Annotated in this window: 19 protein-coding genes and 1 pseudogene; 1 reads left to right on the top strand and 19 read right to left on the bottom strand. The window is 36.6% G+C overall.

The window, feature by feature from the left end; genetic code table 11:
• Positions 1-105 precede the first annotated feature (105 nt).
• Positions 106-558, top strand: a pseudogene (locus EL162_RS04395) (transposase).
• Between the two features lie 24 nt (positions 559-582).
• On the opposite strand, the gene EL162_RS04390 reads toward EL162_RS04395, so the two are convergent.
• From EL162_RS04390 to EL162_RS04305, 19 genes are all read right to left on the bottom strand, one after another.
• On the bottom strand, positions 583-1,215 hold the full coding sequence (locus tag EL162_RS04390; protein ID WP_126330361.1) for a hypothetical protein: 633 nt from the start codon (positions 1,213-1,215) through the stop codon (positions 583-585).
• The gene (locus EL162_RS10165; RefSeq protein WP_227543434.1) at positions 1,197-2,303 is read right to left on the bottom strand and encodes a VENN motif pre-toxin domain-containing protein; all 1,107 of its coding nucleotides are present in this window, start codon (positions 2,301-2,303) and stop codon (positions 1,197-1,199) included. The genes EL162_RS04390 and EL162_RS10165 overlap by 19 nt, the downstream gene beginning before the upstream one ends.
• Positions 2,304-2,445: 142 nt before the next feature.
• On the bottom strand, positions 2,446-2,901 hold the full coding sequence (locus EL162_RS04380; RefSeq protein ID WP_126330357.1) for a hypothetical protein: 456 nt from the start codon (positions 2,899-2,901) through the stop codon (positions 2,446-2,448).
• Positions 2,902-3,198: 297 nt separating this feature from the next.
• Positions 3,199-4,374 carry a hypothetical protein gene (locus EL162_RS04375; RefSeq protein ID WP_126330355.1) on the bottom strand — a complete coding sequence of 392 codons (1,176 nt, stop codon included), beginning with the start codon at positions 4,372-4,374 and terminating at the stop codon, positions 3,199-3,201.
• Positions 4,375-4,910: 536 nt separating this feature from the next.
• Complete coding sequence (locus EL162_RS04370; RefSeq protein ID WP_126330353.1) at positions 4,911-5,348, bottom strand: hypothetical protein; 438 nt, start codon at positions 5,346-5,348, stop codon at positions 4,911-4,913.
• 121 nt (positions 5,349-5,469) lie between these two features.
• Entirely contained in the window at positions 5,470-6,288 is an 819-nt protein-coding gene (locus EL162_RS04365; protein ID WP_126330351.1) for a hypothetical protein, read from the bottom strand.
• A 68-nt stretch (positions 6,289-6,356) separates the two neighbouring features.
• On the bottom strand, positions 6,357-6,623 hold the full coding sequence (locus EL162_RS04360; protein ID WP_126330349.1) for a hypothetical protein: 267 nt from the start codon (positions 6,621-6,623) through the stop codon (positions 6,357-6,359).
• Between the two features lie 187 nt (positions 6,624-6,810).
• Positions 6,811-7,080 (bottom strand): hypothetical protein, encoded by a 270-nt coding sequence (locus EL162_RS04355; RefSeq protein ID WP_126330347.1) that lies wholly within the window; start codon positions 7,078-7,080, stop codon positions 6,811-6,813.
• The gene (locus EL162_RS04350; protein WP_126330345.1) at positions 7,081-9,873 is read right to left on the bottom strand and encodes a hemagglutinin repeat-containing protein; all 2,793 of its coding nucleotides are present in this window, start codon (positions 9,871-9,873) and stop codon (positions 7,081-7,083) included. It abuts the gene before it with no gap.
• 412 nt (positions 9,874-10,285) lie between these two features.
• On the bottom strand, positions 10,286-11,326 hold the full coding sequence (locus tag EL162_RS04345) for a lysozyme family protein (RefSeq protein ID WP_126330343.1): 1,041 nt from the start codon (positions 11,324-11,326) through the stop codon (positions 10,286-10,288).
• Between the two features lie 240 nt (positions 11,327-11,566).
• Positions 11,567-11,743 (bottom strand): hypothetical protein, encoded by a 177-nt coding sequence (locus EL162_RS09970; protein WP_170161415.1) that lies wholly within the window; start codon positions 11,741-11,743, stop codon positions 11,567-11,569.
• A complete protein-coding gene (locus EL162_RS04340; RefSeq protein ID WP_126330341.1) occupies positions 11,730-12,104 on the bottom strand; it encodes an SMI1/KNR4 family protein in 375 nt (124 codons plus the stop codon). The genes EL162_RS09970 and EL162_RS04340 overlap by 14 nt, the downstream gene beginning before the upstream one ends.
• Before the next feature lie 10 nt (positions 12,105-12,114).
• The gene (locus EL162_RS10355) at positions 12,115-13,776 is read right to left on the bottom strand and encodes a hypothetical protein (protein WP_197718997.1); all 1,662 of its coding nucleotides are present in this window, start codon (positions 13,774-13,776) and stop codon (positions 12,115-12,117) included.
• Between the two features lie 238 nt (positions 13,777-14,014).
• On the bottom strand, positions 14,015-14,902 hold the full coding sequence (locus EL162_RS04330) for a hypothetical protein (protein WP_126330339.1): 888 nt from the start codon (positions 14,900-14,902) through the stop codon (positions 14,015-14,017).
• 274 nt (positions 14,903-15,176) lie between these two features.
• Complete coding sequence (locus tag EL162_RS04325) at positions 15,177-15,620, bottom strand: hypothetical protein (protein ID WP_126330337.1); 444 nt, start codon at positions 15,618-15,620, stop codon at positions 15,177-15,179.
• On the bottom strand, positions 15,599-15,940 hold the full coding sequence (locus EL162_RS04320) for a hypothetical protein (protein ID WP_126330335.1): 342 nt from the start codon (positions 15,938-15,940) through the stop codon (positions 15,599-15,601). The genes EL162_RS04325 and EL162_RS04320 overlap by 22 nt, the downstream gene beginning before the upstream one ends.
• A 155-nt stretch (positions 15,941-16,095) precedes the next feature.
• The gene (locus tag EL162_RS04315) at positions 16,096-16,521 is read right to left on the bottom strand and encodes a hypothetical protein (protein ID WP_126330333.1); all 426 of its coding nucleotides are present in this window, start codon (positions 16,519-16,521) and stop codon (positions 16,096-16,098) included.
• A 13-nt stretch (positions 16,522-16,534) separates the two neighbouring features.
• Positions 16,535-17,524, bottom strand: coding sequence for a hypothetical protein (locus EL162_RS04310; RefSeq protein ID WP_126330331.1), 990 nt, complete (start codon positions 17,522-17,524; stop codon positions 16,535-16,537).
• A gap of 75 nt (positions 17,525-17,599) precedes the next feature.
• Positions 17,600-17,953 (bottom strand): hypothetical protein, encoded by a 354-nt coding sequence (locus EL162_RS04305; protein WP_126330329.1) that lies wholly within the window; start codon positions 17,951-17,953, stop codon positions 17,600-17,602.
• Between the last annotated feature and the right edge of the window lie 2 nt (positions 17,954-17,955).

The following is a 17,955-nucleotide window of genomic DNA, read 5'->3' as shown; positions in this document are numbered from 1 at the left end:
AAATTCTTGTTTTTTTGGATCTGTACCAGGTACTAGAATAACACTTTATATTATACTAGTTTTATAAAGATAACCCATTGTAAATAAACAAAAACCCAAAAAAGCCTGCTTGAATTTTTGTACTTGAAGTAACTGCTCGTTCAGCAACTTTATTTTATTACAAAATCAGGCTTGCAATAGACTATCATTTAACCCAAGAAACCAAAGAGTTCTTTGACGGTGAAATTGAACTTGATTAGGATAACGAAGGCGGTACTCAAAAAGGCAAGCGTGGTCGTGGTGCTGATAGCAAAACTGCCGTGTTTAGTCTTTTAAAACACAATGGTAAGGCTTATACTGTTGTTGTTAAAAATACCAAGCAAAGCACTCTAATGTCTATCATCACAAGTAAAGTCAAGCCCAACAGCATTGTTTATACCGACAGCCTTTATCAAAGAATGTGAGCTTAGATTTAACTGTGGCATACCATCTAGTCAGCTTAAAGCATTGAGAAAATGGTACGGAGTTTTGGCTTGTCTACTAAATCCTTTTTTATTCTCCATTTGCCGCGACCAATAAAATCATCATAGAAGACATATTTTTTTATGAGCCAAAAATAACAATCTCTTCAATAATTTGATCTGGATATTCTTTGGAAAATTGAATTTTATAGTTTGTATTGAATTCTACGCCCAAAACAGTAATTGTATCATTTATATCATATATGATACTCATTACATCAAAATCATTTTCTATATCAATATCATATAAATCATTATCAAATATATATTTTTCTAAAATTTCTCTATTTTGATTCTTTTCAACCAATAAATGCACCTCAAAATAAAATAAAAAATAATACTTATCTAACAATATATCCAATCTATCGCCAATGTTGACTTTATCAAATAATTTTCCTTGATAGTCATTTTTTAAACTGATAATATTGAGCTTGTTATCATCAAATATGAGTGTTACCGTATTATTCCAAGATGCAATCTGTCTATTCGGGTAATGTTCACTGAAAAAAAATTCCACCACCCAAACATCTTTCTCGGTCAAAGATAAGTCAATATCTTCTCTTTGATAAATAAAATTTGTAGATATTGTCTGAAAAAATTGATTAAAATCCATACCTATATGATAACCAGCAGCAGACTGCTCAGGAATAATATCTGCCATTAAATCTGGCACCAAGGGTATGTTTTGAACACTCATCATTCCCAAATCATCCACTTTTCACCTTTATATATTAATCGCTGACCTTGAGGGTTTAAATAAATCTGATTTCGAGTTATGGTTCCTGGCTTGTAGCCACTATTTTTCTCTATAATCTTGACTATGGTACCATCATTTTTAACTATTTTGTAATAAGGTGCACCATGAACACCTCCACCTGCATGATACTCAAACTCTCCAATTCCTGATGAACCACCTTTAACTTCATAAACCTGACCATTGCCTGAAGATCTAGCTCTGTGAGGTTTTTTGGTAACAACAGCACCGTCCATTTCAAGGGATTGTTTAATCTGATCGGCGGCTTTACCCCAAATGCTGGTAGGGTTGTTGATAATATCCCTAGGGATGCCGGCTTGGCGAGCCAAATCTTCTCTGTAAGTCTGTGGATTGTTATATCTTACCCTCTTAGCTTCCGCTAAGACTTTTTCAGCTTCATCTTTGCTTTTAAAAGTCTTGCTAAGAATTTTACCTCCAGCTTTAATCACATACCCACCAGCACCGCCAGTTACAACTGCAATAGCAATTTCTTCTGGAGTGGTTGGTATAATGAACAAGCCTATTTGTCTGAGGATTTCAAGGCTTTTCTCACCATGATACTTGCCACATTGATTTGAAGGTATGCCCAAAGATTTACATTCATTTTGTTGTCTCTTTGAAATACTTGCGATTTGTTTTGCTGAGTGTCCAGCATTCCACTCAACCCCAACTCTCCCAATCTCAGCTCCATTAACTGCATCGGCTACACTACCGCCTGTTGTGGTGTAGGTAGTTATGGCAGTGGTTAAGCTTAAGATACTTGTGATGGTATCCTTTTCATCTTGACTAAGCTCGTTTGGTTTTTTGCCATATAAATAATTTGATAAAACTGGAGCAACAGCTTCACTGCCTACTGCTGATAAGGCACCTATGGTTGGGTTATTACCTGTGGCATAGCTTACAGCAGCACCTAGTATGGTATGGGCTAGTAGGTGTTGTGGGCTTTGTTCTTCTGGACGATTACCATTGTCTAGTTGGTTTAGGGTTTTGTTTTGTTTAAAGTATTGTCCTATGTTATAAGCTACTTGTGGGCTTACTGCTCTTGCCACATCGCCTATGATACCATTTGAATTAGGGGCATACAAGACTGAGGTAATGCTATCGAAGGGTCTTAGGTTGGTTTGTATCTTTTGGGCTTTAGCTTCCAGTTCTATTTTTCTTGGGTCATCATCTGGTAAGTCTTTGGCTTGTTTAAGGTAGTCTTCTGCTTTTTTTGTACTGAGCCAAATAGGACAACAGAACCATAAAAAGCAATGTTGATGGTATTAATAAAATCACATAGTATATTGCTTCGTCCTGCGTAACAATCCAACTAAATTTTTCATAATCGCCTGAAAACCACGCAAACATAACATATCCATACAATATCATTACTATAAATGATATTGTATTTTTTATTTTTTTACTCTTTATCCACCACTGAATAAAGCATACAAGCAACAAAACTGGAGAAAAAAATATAGTAGCAGTAAAGCCAAGTAAAAATGGTGCAAATGCCGCAATTTCCATGAAATCAATCAAGTTGATGGTGCTGTATTCCCCCATTTCTATACATAATACTGGTATCAAAAAAATAAAATAAGATACAATATAAAATGATAAAAAAACCAAAAACAATGTTTTGAAAAATAAAGCTTCAGTCCTCATGGTTTACACCCTTGTTGTTCTATCTCATGCTCACTGCATACAAAAATATCAACGACGATTCTCTAATTGTAAATAAGAAAAAAATAGAAAAATATATATTAAATTTATTTAATATATATAATAACATGAATGCTATATAAATCGGCATGGTTAGAGTTGTATAAAAAAATATCATATTTGTAATATCTTGCGTCTTATCAATATAAGGGTATGTAAGAATATCCAAAGAAAAAACCAAGTAATTGAACAAAATAACCAAATCAACTATAATTAATATAGAAAACTTTGTGCTAGTATTCACTTTTTTACCTTTTTATCATCAATTTTCTTAAATTTCTTTAAAGCATCATTTTTATCATCATAAATGGAGAATTCCCCAAATATTTTTCCAGTAATACCACTCCGTCTTAATTCATAACTTGTGCTATCACCATTACCATTTCCAAAATCAGCCCAAGGATCTACATCATAATCTTTATGCCCTATCAGATCTGAATAATAATTAAAAGTCCCTGCATTAACTGGATTGGTAATAATAGTTCCAGCTTTGTTCACAATGACTTCAAATTGACCATTTTTATGAACATATTTTATATTTGGATACGAGCCATCAGGATCTTTTAGAATAACCGATCCATCATTTGAAAAATTATGGAAAGCATTTTGAGAATCTGGATATCTTGTCCAGGTCTTATTGAATTCATAAGACTGCTCATTCAAACTTAGACTAGGGTTAAACTGTTGTTTAAACAATCGAATACCATGCTTATTCCACTCATTTCTCTGAACAACATGCAAATAATAAAACTGATTACAGTCAATGCCAGCACGACAATTTGCATAAGCGGTATCAAATTCTTGATTTCTTTGCTTACTTAATTGTTCAAGCTCAGTAATTTGTTTTGATATTTCTGCACATTCGCTGGATATACAATAACCATAAGCATTTGACAGTTTTTGCTTCTTTGCTTTTAGTTCTTTTAGCTTGGCATTTTCCCAATGATTTAAATAATTCCACCTTGTCTGCCCAACATTATTCACCGTGCTTGCAGTATCACCACCAACAGTCGCACCAATGCCTGCTGATAGGGCAAGTAAAGCGGTTTGTCTTGTGGTTTCATCAAAGCCTTGTTTTGTGAGATATTCATCAATCTTTGGAATGGTATAGGCAGTTGTACCTGCTGATACAGCTCCTTTTATTGTACCTGTAGCAAGAACACCTGTTAGGGTGTGTAGTGCTATTCGGTAGATGCCGTCTTCTGCCCACTTATTAGCTTCTTCTTGATTGCCTTGTGCGGTCAGTTCAATCTGTTTGGCTTGGGCATAATCACCGATTGTCTTTGGGGCTTGTTTGCCAAATTCTGTGGTGATAACTGTTTGAGCATTTAACTCTTTAATTGCTTTGTCTTTGTTAAAATCATTGTTGATGATTTGGTTAAGTTGGTTTTGGGTTTGTTGTTGGTTGAAGCCCATAGGTTGGATTTAGGTAACAAAGCCCAACAAATTCAATGGGTTACATCGCAATGCTGGGTTGCGCTATCGCCAACCTAAGCGATGACTACTGACCTTAGCCTACATCTATTATAAAATAAATGCAAAATAAGAGCAAAACGAACAAAATGAAACTACGCCAAACCAAATAATAAAAAATTTATAGAAATATGATTTATTTGAGATAAATGGTTTTATCATTAAAAAAATTGGTGGCATTATCCAAACTATGGTCAACATCGATAGAGGATAACCACTGTAAATAAACATAATAAAAGCCCACAATGCTTTCACATAAAATATCGAAACAATCAATATTGCAATCAAGGTAGCTGTTGGAAATACACTAAGAAAAGAGAATATTCTAATGTACTTGTCTAAAAGTTCTTTATTTAGACCATGATAAAAAATCCGTACCAATAAATAGATGTATAGCAAAAAACTTAATGTGCCAAAAGTTATCCAGAAAAAGAAATTTAAAATCATGATTGATACAACGATCTTATCATTTATATTCATTATTGACATTCCTTAACTTCTTTCATGCCTTCACAACCAACATCAACCCTATGATTTGGATTTAAGAATTTGCCTGACCAATCCCATTTTCTAAGCTTTATCATTGCATTTACCGATCTTTTACTAAACCAATTCCAAGAATTATAATATTTCTCGTGAACTCTTTGCAATTCTGGATCATTTTGCTCATTGATCAATCGCCAATAGCTCCAGCTTAAAGTTTTGTTTTGGTGATTTTTATAAATATCTTGGAATTCTTTTTTGCCGTTTTTCATAATTACAGCACCAGCTTCATCACGCCAATTATCCAATGACGGTCCATATAAATCAGAAGCCGCATTTCCAGCAGAATATATCCAGCCCTGAAGATCCTCTCTAGAAACGTCCTCAGCCACCCTAAACCACGGCTGCCCAATATGCTCTAGTGCAGATTTCATCTGCCGTGTAAGGAAAAATCAAACACTAATATACCCAAATGCAACCAATAAATAAGCAATGATGGTTTTTAAAAAGGCAATCAGTAGCACAAAAATAAAAAACATAAAAATAAAAAATATATCATTTTTCATAATTGCAATTATCCTTGTTTGCCTCACATAATTTTTCAGCTTCATTAAAAGCATCATGGGCAATTTTGATTTTTTGATTAATAACTCTGTTAGCCCTTAGGGTTTTAGGGTTATTTGTAGGCATTGGCAACTTTCCAAAAATTTTACCCGAATTCAGATGCAGGATAGCAGGCACACTCCTTCTATTACCCAAACCAGTTTCATCACCCAGTCCATTCCCAAAATCAATATAAGGATCAACATCATATCTCTTATGTCCTAGTCCGTCCTGTTTTGGTCCGTAATAATTATAAGTCCCCGCATTGGTTGGATCTCTAACAATTCTATTATAATCATCTGTGCTTAGAATTCCATCTTTAGTATCGATAATAATTTCCATCTGTCCATTGTTATGAACAAACTTTTTGTATCTATAACTACCATTGGGCATTTTCTCAGGAATGCCTTGATTGTTAAAATTATGAAATATATTTTCTGAATCTTTCATTAAGATCCAATCATTGCGATTTTCTTTAAATGATTTTTCAGCTTCTTTATTCCACTCATTTCTCTGAATAACATGTAAATAATAAAACTGATTACAGTCAATGCCAACACGACAATTTGCATAAGCAGTGTCAAATTCTTGATCTCTTTGCTTGCTTAATTGTTCAAGCTCGGTAATTTGTTTTGATATTTCTGCACATTCGCTGGATATACAATAACCATAAGCATTTGACAGTTTGTGCTTCTTTGCTTTTAGTTCTTTTAGCTTGGCATTTTCCCAATGACTCAAATAATTCCACTGCGTCTGCCCCACATTATTCACAGTGCTTGCTGTGCTATCGCCTATGGTTGTGCCTAGCGTGGCTGATAGGGCAAGTAAGGTTGTGTCTCTTACTTGTTTGGTGTAGCTTGCTTGGTTAGGTATTCGTCCAGTTTTGGGATAGTGTAAGCAGTTGTACCTGCTGATATTGCTCCTTCGATAGTACCTGTGGCTAGGGCTGCGGTTGCGGTGTGTAGTGCTATGCGATAAATACCACCTTCTGCCCACTTTTTAGCTTCTTCGGTGTTGCCCTGTGCAAGCAGTTCAAGTTCTTTGTCTTGGGCATAATCACCGATTCTCTTTGGAGCTTCTTTACCAAATTCTGTGGTAATTACCACTTGAGCATTTAGCTCTTTAATTGCTTTGTCTTTGTTAAAATCATTGTTGATGATTTGGTTAAGTTGGTTTTGGGTTTGTTGTTGGTTGGGGGTATTGTACCATAGCCGATGCTTTATAAACCAGTATTGTTACACACCATTAAAATTGCTTTAATGGTGTGTTGTACATATTTTACCATACTAATAGCTAAAGAACTGATGCTCCATACAGTAATATTGCAAAATACTCTTTAATAGTAATAAATATAATAATAAACATCCAATAGTAGTTATATATCCTTGGAAATAATTTTGATATAGTATAATAAAAAAATAAAAGCACAATACTAATAGCAAAATAATAGTGAAAAACCTTAAATAAAAAATGATTTTTAAAAGGCTCAAAGGCTAAACCCATATTAAATATGATAATAAAATCAACAGCCATCAAAAGAAATATTTTTTCAAACTTACTCATCTATCTAACCTTATCAACTTTTTTAAATTTTTTAATAGAATCTTCTTTATTATCCCATAGTTTGAATTCACCAAAAAATTTTCCTGAACCAGAATGACGAATATCATAGCTTGTATTGTCGCCATTGCCGCTACCAAAGTCCGCCCAAGGATCTACATCATAATCTATATGACCTAAACTGTCTGCATAGTAATTAAATGTGCCTGCATTAGATGGAACGGTAACAATTTTCCCTGTTTTTTTATCTACAATCACTTCAAATTGACCGCCCTTATGTACATATTTTGCATGAGGATAAGCTCCATCAGGATTTTGTAAAATTTTTGTACCATCAGCAGAAAAGTTATGAAATGCATTTTTATAATCAGGGTACTCATTCCAGTTTTGTCGAAACTCTTGTGACTGCTGTTCATAGCTAAGCTTTGGATTAAATTGTTTTTTAAATAACTCAACCCCCTCCCTATTCCACTCATTTCGTTGAGTTACATGCAAATAATAAAACTGATTACAGTCAATGCCAGCACGACAATTTGCATAAGCAGTGTCAAATTCTTTATCTCTTTGCTTGCTTAATTTTTCAAGCTCGGTAATTTGTTTTGATATTTCTGCACATTCGCTGGATATGCAATAGCCATAAGCATTTGACAGTTTTTGCTTCTTTGCTTTTAGTTCTTTTAGCTTGGCATTTTCCCAATGATTTAAATAATTCCACCTTGTCTGCCCAACATTATTCACCGTGCTTGCAGTATCACCACCAACAGTCGCACCAATGCCTGCTGATAGGGCAAGTAAAGCGGTTTGTCTTGTGGTTTCATCAAAGCCTTGTTTTGTGAGATATTCATCAATCTTTGGAATGGTATAGGCAGTTGTACCTGCTGATACAGCTCCTTTTATTGTACCTGTAGCAAGAACACCTGTTAGGGTGTGTAGTGCTATTCGGTAGATGCCGTCTTCTGCCCACTTATTAGCTTCTTCTTGATTGCCTTGTGCGGTCAGTTCAATCTGTTTGGCTTGGGCATAATCACCGATTGTCTTTGGGGCTTGTTTGCCAAATTCTGTGGTGATAACTGTTTGAGCATTTAACTCTTTAATTGCTTTGTCTTTGTTAAAATCATTGTTGATGATTTGGTTAAGTTGGTTTTGGGTTTGTTGTTGGTTGAAGTTTTCTGTGTTGATGTAGTCAAGTCCTGCTTGGTCTGTGATGGCAGAGTGAGTGGTGCTGGTTTTGTTGGTTGGGGTTATTGTACCATAACCTAAGTCTGTTGGCGATATGCCATTTTGGCTGATGTTAATGCCAGTTTGTAGGGCTTTGCCATTGATGGTGAGATGATTTTCTATATTTTGAGTGTTTATCCCTTGGGCAAATTGGGTTTGGTTTTTACCCTGATCAGTGATGAGATAGCCACCAGTGAAGCTACCTTGTCCTTGTACAGATAGGGTTGATTGATTGGCTTTGATGCCTGATTGGTTGGTTACTTGGGCGTAGCTGATATCTATGTTGGTTTTGCCCCCATTGACACTAAGGTTTTGGGGTTTACCATCAAAGCCAACATCGGCACTAAATCCTGCTTGTTTTTGATTGTAGGTGTATTGGTATTGGTCTTGACGGCTTGAGATGATTAAGTCTTTGGCAACAGTGCCTGTTAAGTGTTGGGTGCTAAGGTTGGCACCGTCTAGGATAAGATTGCCTTTGATGTCATTATAAGTGGTGCCACCTACTTTGATTTGGGTGTTTGTATGTGTTGTGGTTTGCTCTGTGCTACTGCCTTTTGCTTTGTTGGCATTAGCGGTAAAGCCAGCAGAGTTTGAGCTTAGTCCATCGGTGCCAAGATTGGCAGAGGCATAGACACCCACGCCCCAGCCTTTGCTGCTGTTTTGACTGTCCGATGTGCTGGTCTGGGTTGAGGCTTGATAAGTAACATCGCCTTCGACCAGATTGTATAAATCTTTTCCAACACTGATGTTTGAGCCTGTGACGGTAAGTGTGCTGTCATCGCCTTTGCCTTTGACATCAAAGATCAGATTGCCATCTGCATGAATGTTGGCAGCGTCATTGGTCTCTTGATGGCTTTGGCTGTTGCTTTTGGTGCTTTGTGAGCCGACGGTGGCTTGGGCACGGATACTGCCGAAGTTTTTGTTTTTTAGGTTTTTGGTGAGTGTGTAGCTTTTGGAGACAGCTGCAAGACCTCCCATCAGTTGCATTCTGCGAGAATTGGTGTCTTCGGTAGCGTCTTTTAAGCTTTCGATGCTTTGTATGTCGCTCACAAGACTGCTAGAGACGCTGGCGGTAACACCTGTGGTTTTTTGGGTGAAATGGTTGCTGGTCTCATTGATGGCATTTTGGCTTTCGATGGTAACATCGGTGGCTTCAATAAAGATATTGCCTGTTTGTTTGTCTGATGCTGTATTTGTGCTATTTTTGGTTTGGGCGATGACATCGCTGTTGGTGACATGTAGGCTATTACCGCTAATGAGTGTAACGCTGCCATCTAAGGCAGCGATGGTTGATCCTGTATAAGTGGTTTGCTTGGTTGTTGTGTCATCTTGGGTGCGTTGTTTGCCCAAGGTAGCAGAAGTTGGTGAGGTGCTAAATAACCCTGATTTTTTGGTGAGTATCTGTGATTGGCTATTTAGGGTATTGGTGGCAGAGCCAATGCGTATCGCACCATCTGATAGCAAAGTGGTATCATAATCAGCAATGACATCACTGCCCATGATGCTTATGCCATTATCTGCCTTCATCAGCACAGTCTTACCACCCACCGTACTTTGAATGCTGGTGTTGCTGTCCATGTGGTGGGCGATTTCGTGGTTTAGGGTTTCTATGGTTTTACAAATCTTAAGTCATTATTACGTTGCAACTCGCACCTAGCAACTTCGCCCAGTTGTTCTATTTGGATATTGGTGTATTTTAATAGAGCACCTATTGAATAATAGTATGTTGCAGGATGCCAATATACAAAAAGACCAATTGAGATAATAATAAATATAATATTGGTAGTTGATTTTTTTTCTTTAAAGAAAAACCAAAATAAGAAAAATAAAAAATTTAACAAAAACAAAATAGAGGATAGAATTATGGCGACAACTACGGAACTATCATGATAAATACATACCCCCTCGGAAATACCCCAAGAATCATACTTGTTTAGAAAGAAAAATATAAGAAAACAAATACACATCGATAATATAATATTAATTATTTTCATTTTATTAACTCTTTTAGTTTGTATTTTCTTTTCAAAATGCTATCTCCGTATGATGTATTTTGCATAATTTGTTCCTTTGTTAACTCTAGCCCTCGATTGTATCTTGCACCAGCAATTCTAATATGTTCATCACCCATATCTTTTGCAGGAATACCAGCATAATCCACATTTAGAGCCACTCTTAAATGTTCTGCCGTCAATTCAATATTTTTTTCTGGAATCTTTAGCGATGCTATAATTCTAGCATTACTCCAAGTAGGGCGAGCCTCTCTTACCCTGGCAATTTGAATACTTGTATTGCCAAACGATGTTTTGTCAGCTGGATTTCCAGCACCTACAAAATTAAGGATGGAGCGTCCATTGTATGCCACATCATCCACAATTAAAGGATCTCCTCCAAACTCATTATACATAACACCAGCTAATAACTCTGGAGGTATGTCATATTGTTTGGCATACTTCTCAATCTCATATTTATAATCAGACACAAACAATTCTTTTTTTCTATGCAAAAAACCACTCCCTTGTATTTGCCATTGGGCAAAATCATAAGAACTCCAAGTTGCCTTCTTATCATTTTGGTATCTGGTGCACATATCTGCGGATACCTGTGCAACTTGACACATTTGTGCTTTGTGTTGCCTTTCACTTTCTTGTCTATTGGTACCAATCCGACCAGCAACAGTTTTATTTTCAAACCCATCCCCACTCTCCTTCTCCTCCTTAAGCTGTTCTTGATTGGCATCAAGCAAGGCTTGATTTTGAGCGTGATAAGCAAGTTGTTCTTTAGTGCTTAGGTTTTGTAGGGTTTGAGTTGTTGGTGTAATTGCCTGCCTGTGGGTGTTGATGTCCTCTTGATTGAGACTTGTGCCAATATTATACGCCAAATTACCCAGTTTGCCCATTCTTGTGGCAGAAGTTTCACCTTGTCCATTGTGGTGGGCGATTTCGTGGTTTAGGGCTTCTATGGCATTGTCTAGATGGTCTATGTCAAGGTAGGTGTGTCCTTTGGTGGGATTGGCAAGCCCTTGAACCATCTCACCTTGTGGATTGGTGGTGTTTTCGGTTAAAAAGACAGTCGTGCCATCAGCACTGGTGTTTTGGGTCAGCTGTGCGTTGAGCTCATTTAGGATATCTTGGTTTTGGGCGACATCGGTTAGGTTGCTATCGGTGATGACATCTTTTTCTCAAGTTGTCTTTATTATTTTTATCTCAGCATACTTTTCAAACTACTACCAATTATTTAACTTGGTAAGCTCTTGATAAATGTTCATTACTTATGTCAGCTCTTCTTGACAGTCCTCAAACCACCAAGGAAACATAAATTCACTATCCCAGTTGATCGTGGATGTGTCTTTGGATAAGTCAAGATAGCTTTGTGGGTATTTAAATCCCTCTGGTAGCATTTCTTGGGGATAGGGATTAAAAGAAGTTTGTTTATTAAGTCCAACCATTTTGTTCTGCCATTTCTAGCCATTTATCAAAGTTATCACAATAGCTAACATATTTAGGATTGCCTAAATCAATAACAATTACTTGGGGACTACCTGAAATGTCATTGGCATTAAAGCAAGCAGCCCAATCTCCGTTTCTAGCAAAGGGGATTAAATTATTTAACTCAGTAAGCTCTTGATAAATGTTCATTACTTCTGTCAGCTCTTCTTGACAGTCCTCAAACCACCAAGGAAACATAAATTCACTATCCCAGTTGATCGTGGATGTGTCTTTGGATAAGTCAAGATAGCTTTGTGGGTATTTAAATCCCTCTGGTAGCATTTCTTGGGGATAGGGATTAAAAGAAGTTTGTTTTTTCATAAAAACTCCACTATTTTTTAGGTTGGCAAATTTGGGTTTCTTGATTACCCGCTTTCACTTTTTTGCAATCATAGGTGATTTTGGGGTCATAGATACTGCCATTAGGGTATTGAGATGACCATTCTTTGGGAGTGAAGCCCATATCGCTTTGTTTTTGCACTCTAAGTTGAATAGCTTCACCCCAAGTTTTAGGTTTTATGCCATTATAAGTAAAGCGAGTTGCTTCAGCTTTTGTCAAAGGATCATCAAAATTATGGACATTCGCCTCTACTTTTACACCTGCTTCACGGGCAGCCAAAATACGGGTGTTGTCCATACTGGTTGGGGCTTTATCTGGCATATTAACCACATCAACAGGGTCGCCTATCCAACCTTGTTTTTCTTTCATGGCAGAGACAATGCTATCATAATTATAATCTTTTGGCACACCATTTTCCATCTTTTGATAACTGACCGTTGCTTGTGAGAATGAAGTTCTTGTAGGGTCTATGGTTTGAAGACCTGTTGGTAAAATATAGTCTCCATATTCAGAATTGACATTATTGTCAATAACTGTTTTGGGATTAGCATCCAATCTTGATAATGCGTTTGCACCATCAATCACCCCATCCGCACTCTTGGCAATTACAACTGCACTAACACCAGTACCTAAACCTGTGCCAAGTTTGATAAGGTTAGCATTTTGTTCATCCACACCAAGATTTTTTAGCCCAAGTGAAGCGATTTGTTCGTCAATGGATTCATTGTAATTGACAAAAGCAGTTGAAACATTATCAACACCATCAACAATGATTGCTGTGGCAACCACACAACCTGCGACACTAGGGCAAGTTGTAAGGGTGGTTACACCTCCAATAACCTCTCCAATACCCAAAGCAGCTTGAGCAAGGGGCAGTCCTTTTTCCAATCCTGCTTGAATAAGTTTTTGGGTAGCTATGCCATTTTGAATTTTATCATAATAATAGACGTCAGATTTTTTGAATTCCCTGAACTGCTCATCACTCCAAATATACTTTTCATCTCTCATTTGTTCAATAAATTCTTTTTTATAAAATAAAATATCGTCTTTATCAGTGCGAGTTTGAGCCTCCTTTGCATTCATAAGGGTATCATTTGCATAATATTTGTTGCCAGTGAAAGGGATAAAAATTGAATCAGAAACTCCCATCTCTTTCATAGCTTGACTGACTAACTTATAAAATTCTTCATCGTTTGCTTTAAAGACATCTGGATAGTTTTGCTGCAAATAATCATAAACCATTTTTTGGGTGCCATTAAACATTTTATGGCGAGCAAGTTGTTCTCCATCTTTAGTTGTAATAATATACTGCCAATTTTCTGTGTTTTTTACCCAGTCCTTAAAGAAGGTCTTATTATTCCCCTCAAGCAATGCTTGATTTTGAAGGGTTGTTTGTGCATCTTTGCCATCCTCTAGCTGTGCTTTGATGGGGTTGATTCTGTCTTTATTAGCACTGATGACAGCTTCGGTATTGAGCTTGGCGGCAAGTCCTGCTAAATCTGCCAAGGTTTTGTTTTTGCCACCACGGATGTGGTCTAGCTCATGACCTAGGGTTTGGATGCTGTCTTGTCTTAGCCCGTAGGTTGGGTTGAGTTTACGAAACCCAACAAAATCAAGGGCTGAATTTAAATGTTGGGTGGAACGGCGGTTCAACCCAACCTACGAGCTAGGTGAAATCACAAAATATCAATTTCATCCCATAAAGGTTGCAAGTTATGGCTAACCAAGTAGGTGCTGAAATCCGCAAAATTCAATAAGTCAACATCTTGATTTTCAAGCCACATAGCTTCACATTCTTCGCATAAGAAAATAACCTCATTGTTTTTTTTAATTTTTGCTTTAAGCAAATAGGCTTGTTCGCATCTTGGACATATTAACATAGTGTATACCTCTAAGGAGTGGGATAAGCTGTAATAACTTGGTTGGTGCCAGGTTTTACAACAATACGAATTGAAGTCTCTCCACGAGTCCCGACAACTTTACCCATGGGGATAACATAAACGCCAGGATCTGATGGTAAAGGATTTCCTCTTCTTACCCACGCTTGATCAACCAACGATAAAATTTGATTTCTTTGCACATTAAACACCGTATGATTTGGCTTATTACTATTGGGTTGCGCATGCTCTAACACATGCTTGACCCTATTTCCTTCTCTTGAGCCTTGACCATAATTTAATCCAGCTGGAGAACTCCAAGTTTTACTTGAGCTATTGTCATGTAAGCGAATAGGAGAAATACTTACATTTTGACTTGAATTGCCAGCATTAGAACTAACTGTAACTTTCCCACGCCCAGCCGCTACTGCACCAACCGTACCAGCACCAGCTTGCATTAGCAAATCCTCAGTACTTCCAGGTGTTACTCCGCCATCTCTTCTAAGAGCTTCTGTTCTCGCTATATGATCAGGCTGATTCCAACTAAATACCTCTGATTGAGCCAAGCTATGTTTTTTGTTTTGTATAGCGGATAAGTGTGGCGTAGCAGTACCAATACCGCCTTCAAATTTGTCAAAATCCTCCCAGGTCAAAATGCCTTTTACAACCAAATCTCGTTCTATTTGGCGTGTGATTTCTGATTGCTTGCACCATTCTTTTTCTACTTCTTTCTCGCAGACTTTATTTCCTTGGCAAGCATTGAATTTTTTCTCAATCTCCTCATAAGAAACAGCACCAGCATCTTTTAGGGCTTGAATATGCCTTCTTTGCCTGCCAGTTAACTTGGGGTTTCTTAATCCAGACTCATGATATAAATAACTCCAAACCCCATCACTCTCCATCTCCCCCTCTAGCTGCCTCTTATTCTCATCCAAGAGTGCTTAATTTTGGGTGTGATAAATAGATTGCTCTTGTGGGCTTAAGTTTTGCAGCGTTTGAACAGTTGGTGTGATGCCTTGTCTATGGGTGCTTATGTCCTCTTTGTTAAGACTGGTACCTATATTATACGCCAAATTACCCAGCTTGCCCATTCTTGTGGCAGAAGTTTCGCCTAAGCCGTTGTGGTGGGCGATTTCGTGGTTTATAAAAATCCGATTGTCTTCATGGTATATTAAATCATATCATATGGCTACACTCCACCCTTTCTACCTTGATATGATTTCTTATGAGAACTGGGACAATTTTTTCCAAATACCAATTAAAATCCGTTAAGGCAGTTAATGGGTTTTCAATTCGCTTTATATTCAATACAAAAGACAATCCACCCTCTGGGTAAAATAAGAAATTTCCACCGATATTAGTATCAAGCCATGTCAATTCCAACCCTATGATTTCTTTGTTTTTAAATTTTATGGTACAAATATCCATAATCTCATCATCAGTTATGGATTTTGAGTATTGCCAATCAAAATCATCGATATCTCCAATGGGCAGGTAAGATTTACCTCCACAACCCAACAAAGACCAACCATTTGATATTAAGATGTTTATTAATAACAATGGTGTAATCTCTACACTACTTGAATAAAAATTAAAATCTATGCTTGCTGAAATTGACATGATTCACCTATTTCCTTTTTTCTAAAAAATTCCATACAGAAATGATAATCATCACAATCAATATAGCAATCATCATAAAATATTTTATGATTCAAACTGTATTCTCCCACCATTTTTAAATCTTCTTCAAGAAAAAATTCTAACATGGGTAATATTTCTTCCAAAATTATATCCACATCTTCTTCTATTTCAGAAATTAAATAAAAATAAACAGTAATATTTTTATATTTATCAAAAGACCAATAAATTCTGGAAAAATTTTCACTAATTTCACCTAAACAAGCCTTTGATAGGCAATATGTCACATAGTAAATATTCATTGACGTGGACCTTTGGGACTGTAAGGAACAATACTCACTTTTTTAGTTCCTTTAATAAGATAATAGTTCGTTGGAGAGGAAAACTTTTCTCCGCTACTGGTATTGGTTGCATAGATACCATTCCCTTTGTCATAATTCTATGATTTATAATTAATTTACATATAGTGCAAAAAAATTTGATAATTATTATCAAGGTAGCTTACCAAGTTTTTATGCATTTCAGCAATCAAGTCAAGATAGTACTCAGCATCATCATTAATTAAGTCTGGGCTCATGTTACTAAAATCTATCGCTTTCAAATTTTCTAACAATAGATTTTTATCAGGTATTTCCCACCATCCTCCCAACTCATGATTTTGAAAATCGAAATCAAAATCCAAACCAGCATCTATAAATTTTTCTAATAATAAGCAGTAATTGCTATTAATTGACTCTGACATCATTTTTAAAATTTCTTCAAAATAACAACCAGGTAATGTAAACAAAAAATTTTCATCTTGATTCTTGTAGCAAAATATATAAGCTGACATACCATAATAATCACTATCGTAATAATCGTACATATCCGTACCTTCAATCATAAAAACACCTAATTCATTCAACATCTTTTATATGCCCTCCATCCAGTATTTCTCTACTCTCTTTTGTTTCTTTTCCTTGCTTTCTTAATTTTAAAGCATGATTCCATTTGGATTCAGAGACCCACTGACCATTATTTAGCAAATATTCTGTATCTCCAGCCTTTTGCGTTCTACTTCCTTGAACTTTTCTGGTTACAACCCAAGAATTGGTTTGGTTTGCAGGAGCCCCTGGGGTTCTAGTATGCCATCTAGATTCATACTTAACACCGTTCTCAATCCAAGTATATTTTATTTGAGCATACCCAGATTTTTGGTCAATCTTTTTAGTGGCATTATTGGGAATTTTTACAGGTGAACGCACGCTAATTTTGGTAGCAATTTCTTCCGCCTCTGTTTTTGACATTAAATTAAAATTATAATACTCCCTTCTTCCACTCGCAGGACTACCCAACAAATTATTATCAGGCTCATATCCATTTGGAGTATCTTTTTTTGAAATCCTCTTAGCCTCAGCCACCACCTTCTCAGCTTCATCTTTACTTTTAAAGACTTTACTGATTACTTTACCACCAGCTTTAATGACATATCTGCCTGCTCCACCTGTAACAACAGCAAGGGCGATTTCCTCAGGGGTGGTTGGTACAATAAATAGACCCACTTCTTTGAGTGTCTCAAGACTTTTGTCGCCATGATATTTACCACATTGATTCGCAGGAATGCCAAGCTGATTACATTCTTTGTTATGCCTCTCGGTAATTAGCTGACCTCGTTTTGTAGTCATCGGAGCATTGTAAATCCCATCCCCGCTTTCCTTCTCTCCCTTAAGCTGTTCTTGATTGGCATCAAGTAAGGCTTGGTCTTGTGCTTTGAGTAAGTTTTGCGTTTGTTGGTCTAAAGTTGCTTTGGTTTGAGCCGTTGGTGTGATGCCTTGTCTATGGGTGCTTATGTCCTCTTTGTTAAGACTGGTACCTATATTATACGCCAAATTACCCAGCTTGCCCATTCTTGTGCAGAAGTTTCGCCTAAGCCGTTGTGGTGGGCGATTTCGTGGTTTAGGGTTTGATATAATTTTTTACATTTATGGATATGGCATAAAGATTTTGTAGCCATGTTTTGATGTTATTAAGCAACCATCTTTTAGCCATTCAACTTTTAGGCTACCATAATCCGAAAAATTATCACTTACTGTAATTAGAGTCCCACGAGGGACGGTCTTTCCATTTGCATAAGGCGTTAAGAAAAAACTATGGTAATCTCCGAAAGGCAAAGACCCATAGTTGGTTCCATTGTGGCTAACCGACAAGATTAAGGTGTTTGATTTGTTTTTCCATTCATATACTGGCTTTGATGATGTATTGTAAGCAATAAATAATATAAAACCAACCAAAGCACCAGTTAAAAATATAAAAATTTTAGAATAGTGTATTTTCATGG

Source organism: Moraxella cuniculi (assembly GCF_900637105.1).
Lineage (GTDB): Bacteria > Pseudomonadota > Gammaproteobacteria > Pseudomonadales > Moraxellaceae > Moraxella > Moraxella cuniculi.
Note: the sequence above shows the minus strand (reverse complement) of the source record. Positions and strands in the feature narration are given on the sequence as shown.

Coding starts and splice junctions, on each gene's coding strand:
- EL162_RS04380 (WP_126330357.1), bottom strand. CDS start 2,901: ATGAGGACTGAAGCTTTATTTTTCAAAACATTGTTTTTGGTTTTTTTA.
- EL162_RS04375 (WP_126330355.1), bottom strand. CDS start 4,374: ATGGGCTTCAACCAACAACAAACCCAAAACCAACTTAACCAAATCATC.
- EL162_RS04370 (WP_126330353.1), bottom strand. CDS start 5,348: ATGAAATCTGCACTAGAGCATATTGGGCAGCCGTGGTTTAGGGTGGCT.
- EL162_RS04355 (WP_126330347.1), bottom strand. CDS start 7,080: ATGAGTAAGTTTGAAAAAATATTTCTTTTGATGGCTGTTGATTTTATT.
- EL162_RS04350 (WP_126330345.1), bottom strand. CDS start 9,873: ATGGACAGCAACACCAGCATTCAAAGTACGGTGGGTGGTAAGACTGTG.
- EL162_RS04345 (WP_126330343.1), bottom strand. CDS start 11,326: ATGGTTCAAGGGCTTGCCAATCCCACCAAAGGACACACCTACCTTGAC.
- EL162_RS09970 (WP_170161415.1), bottom strand. CDS start 11,743: ATGGTTGGACTTAATAAACAAACTTCTTTTAATCCCTATCCCCAAGAA.
- EL162_RS04340 (WP_126330341.1), bottom strand. CDS start 12,104: ATGAAAAAACAAACTTCTTTTAATCCCTATCCCCAAGAAATGCTACCA.
- EL162_RS04330 (WP_126330339.1), bottom strand. CDS start 14,902: ATGGAGAGTGATGGGGTTTGGAGTTATTTATATCATGAGTCTGGATTA.
- EL162_RS04325 (WP_126330337.1), bottom strand. CDS start 15,620: ATGTCAATTTCAGCAAGCATAGATTTTAATTTTTATTCAAGTAGTGTA.
- EL162_RS04320 (WP_126330335.1), bottom strand. CDS start 15,940: ATGAATATTTACTATGTGACATATTGCCTATCAAAGGCTTGTTTAGGT.
- EL162_RS04315 (WP_126330333.1), bottom strand. CDS start 16,521: ATGATTGAAGGTACGGATATGTACGATTATTACGATAGTGATTATTAT.
- EL162_RS04310 (WP_126330331.1), bottom strand. CDS start 17,524: ATGGGCAAGCTGGGTAATTTGGCGTATAATATAGGTACCAGTCTTAAC.
- EL162_RS04305 (WP_126330329.1), bottom strand. CDS start 17,953: ATGAAAATACACTATTCTAAAATTTTTATATTTTTAACTGGTGCTTTG.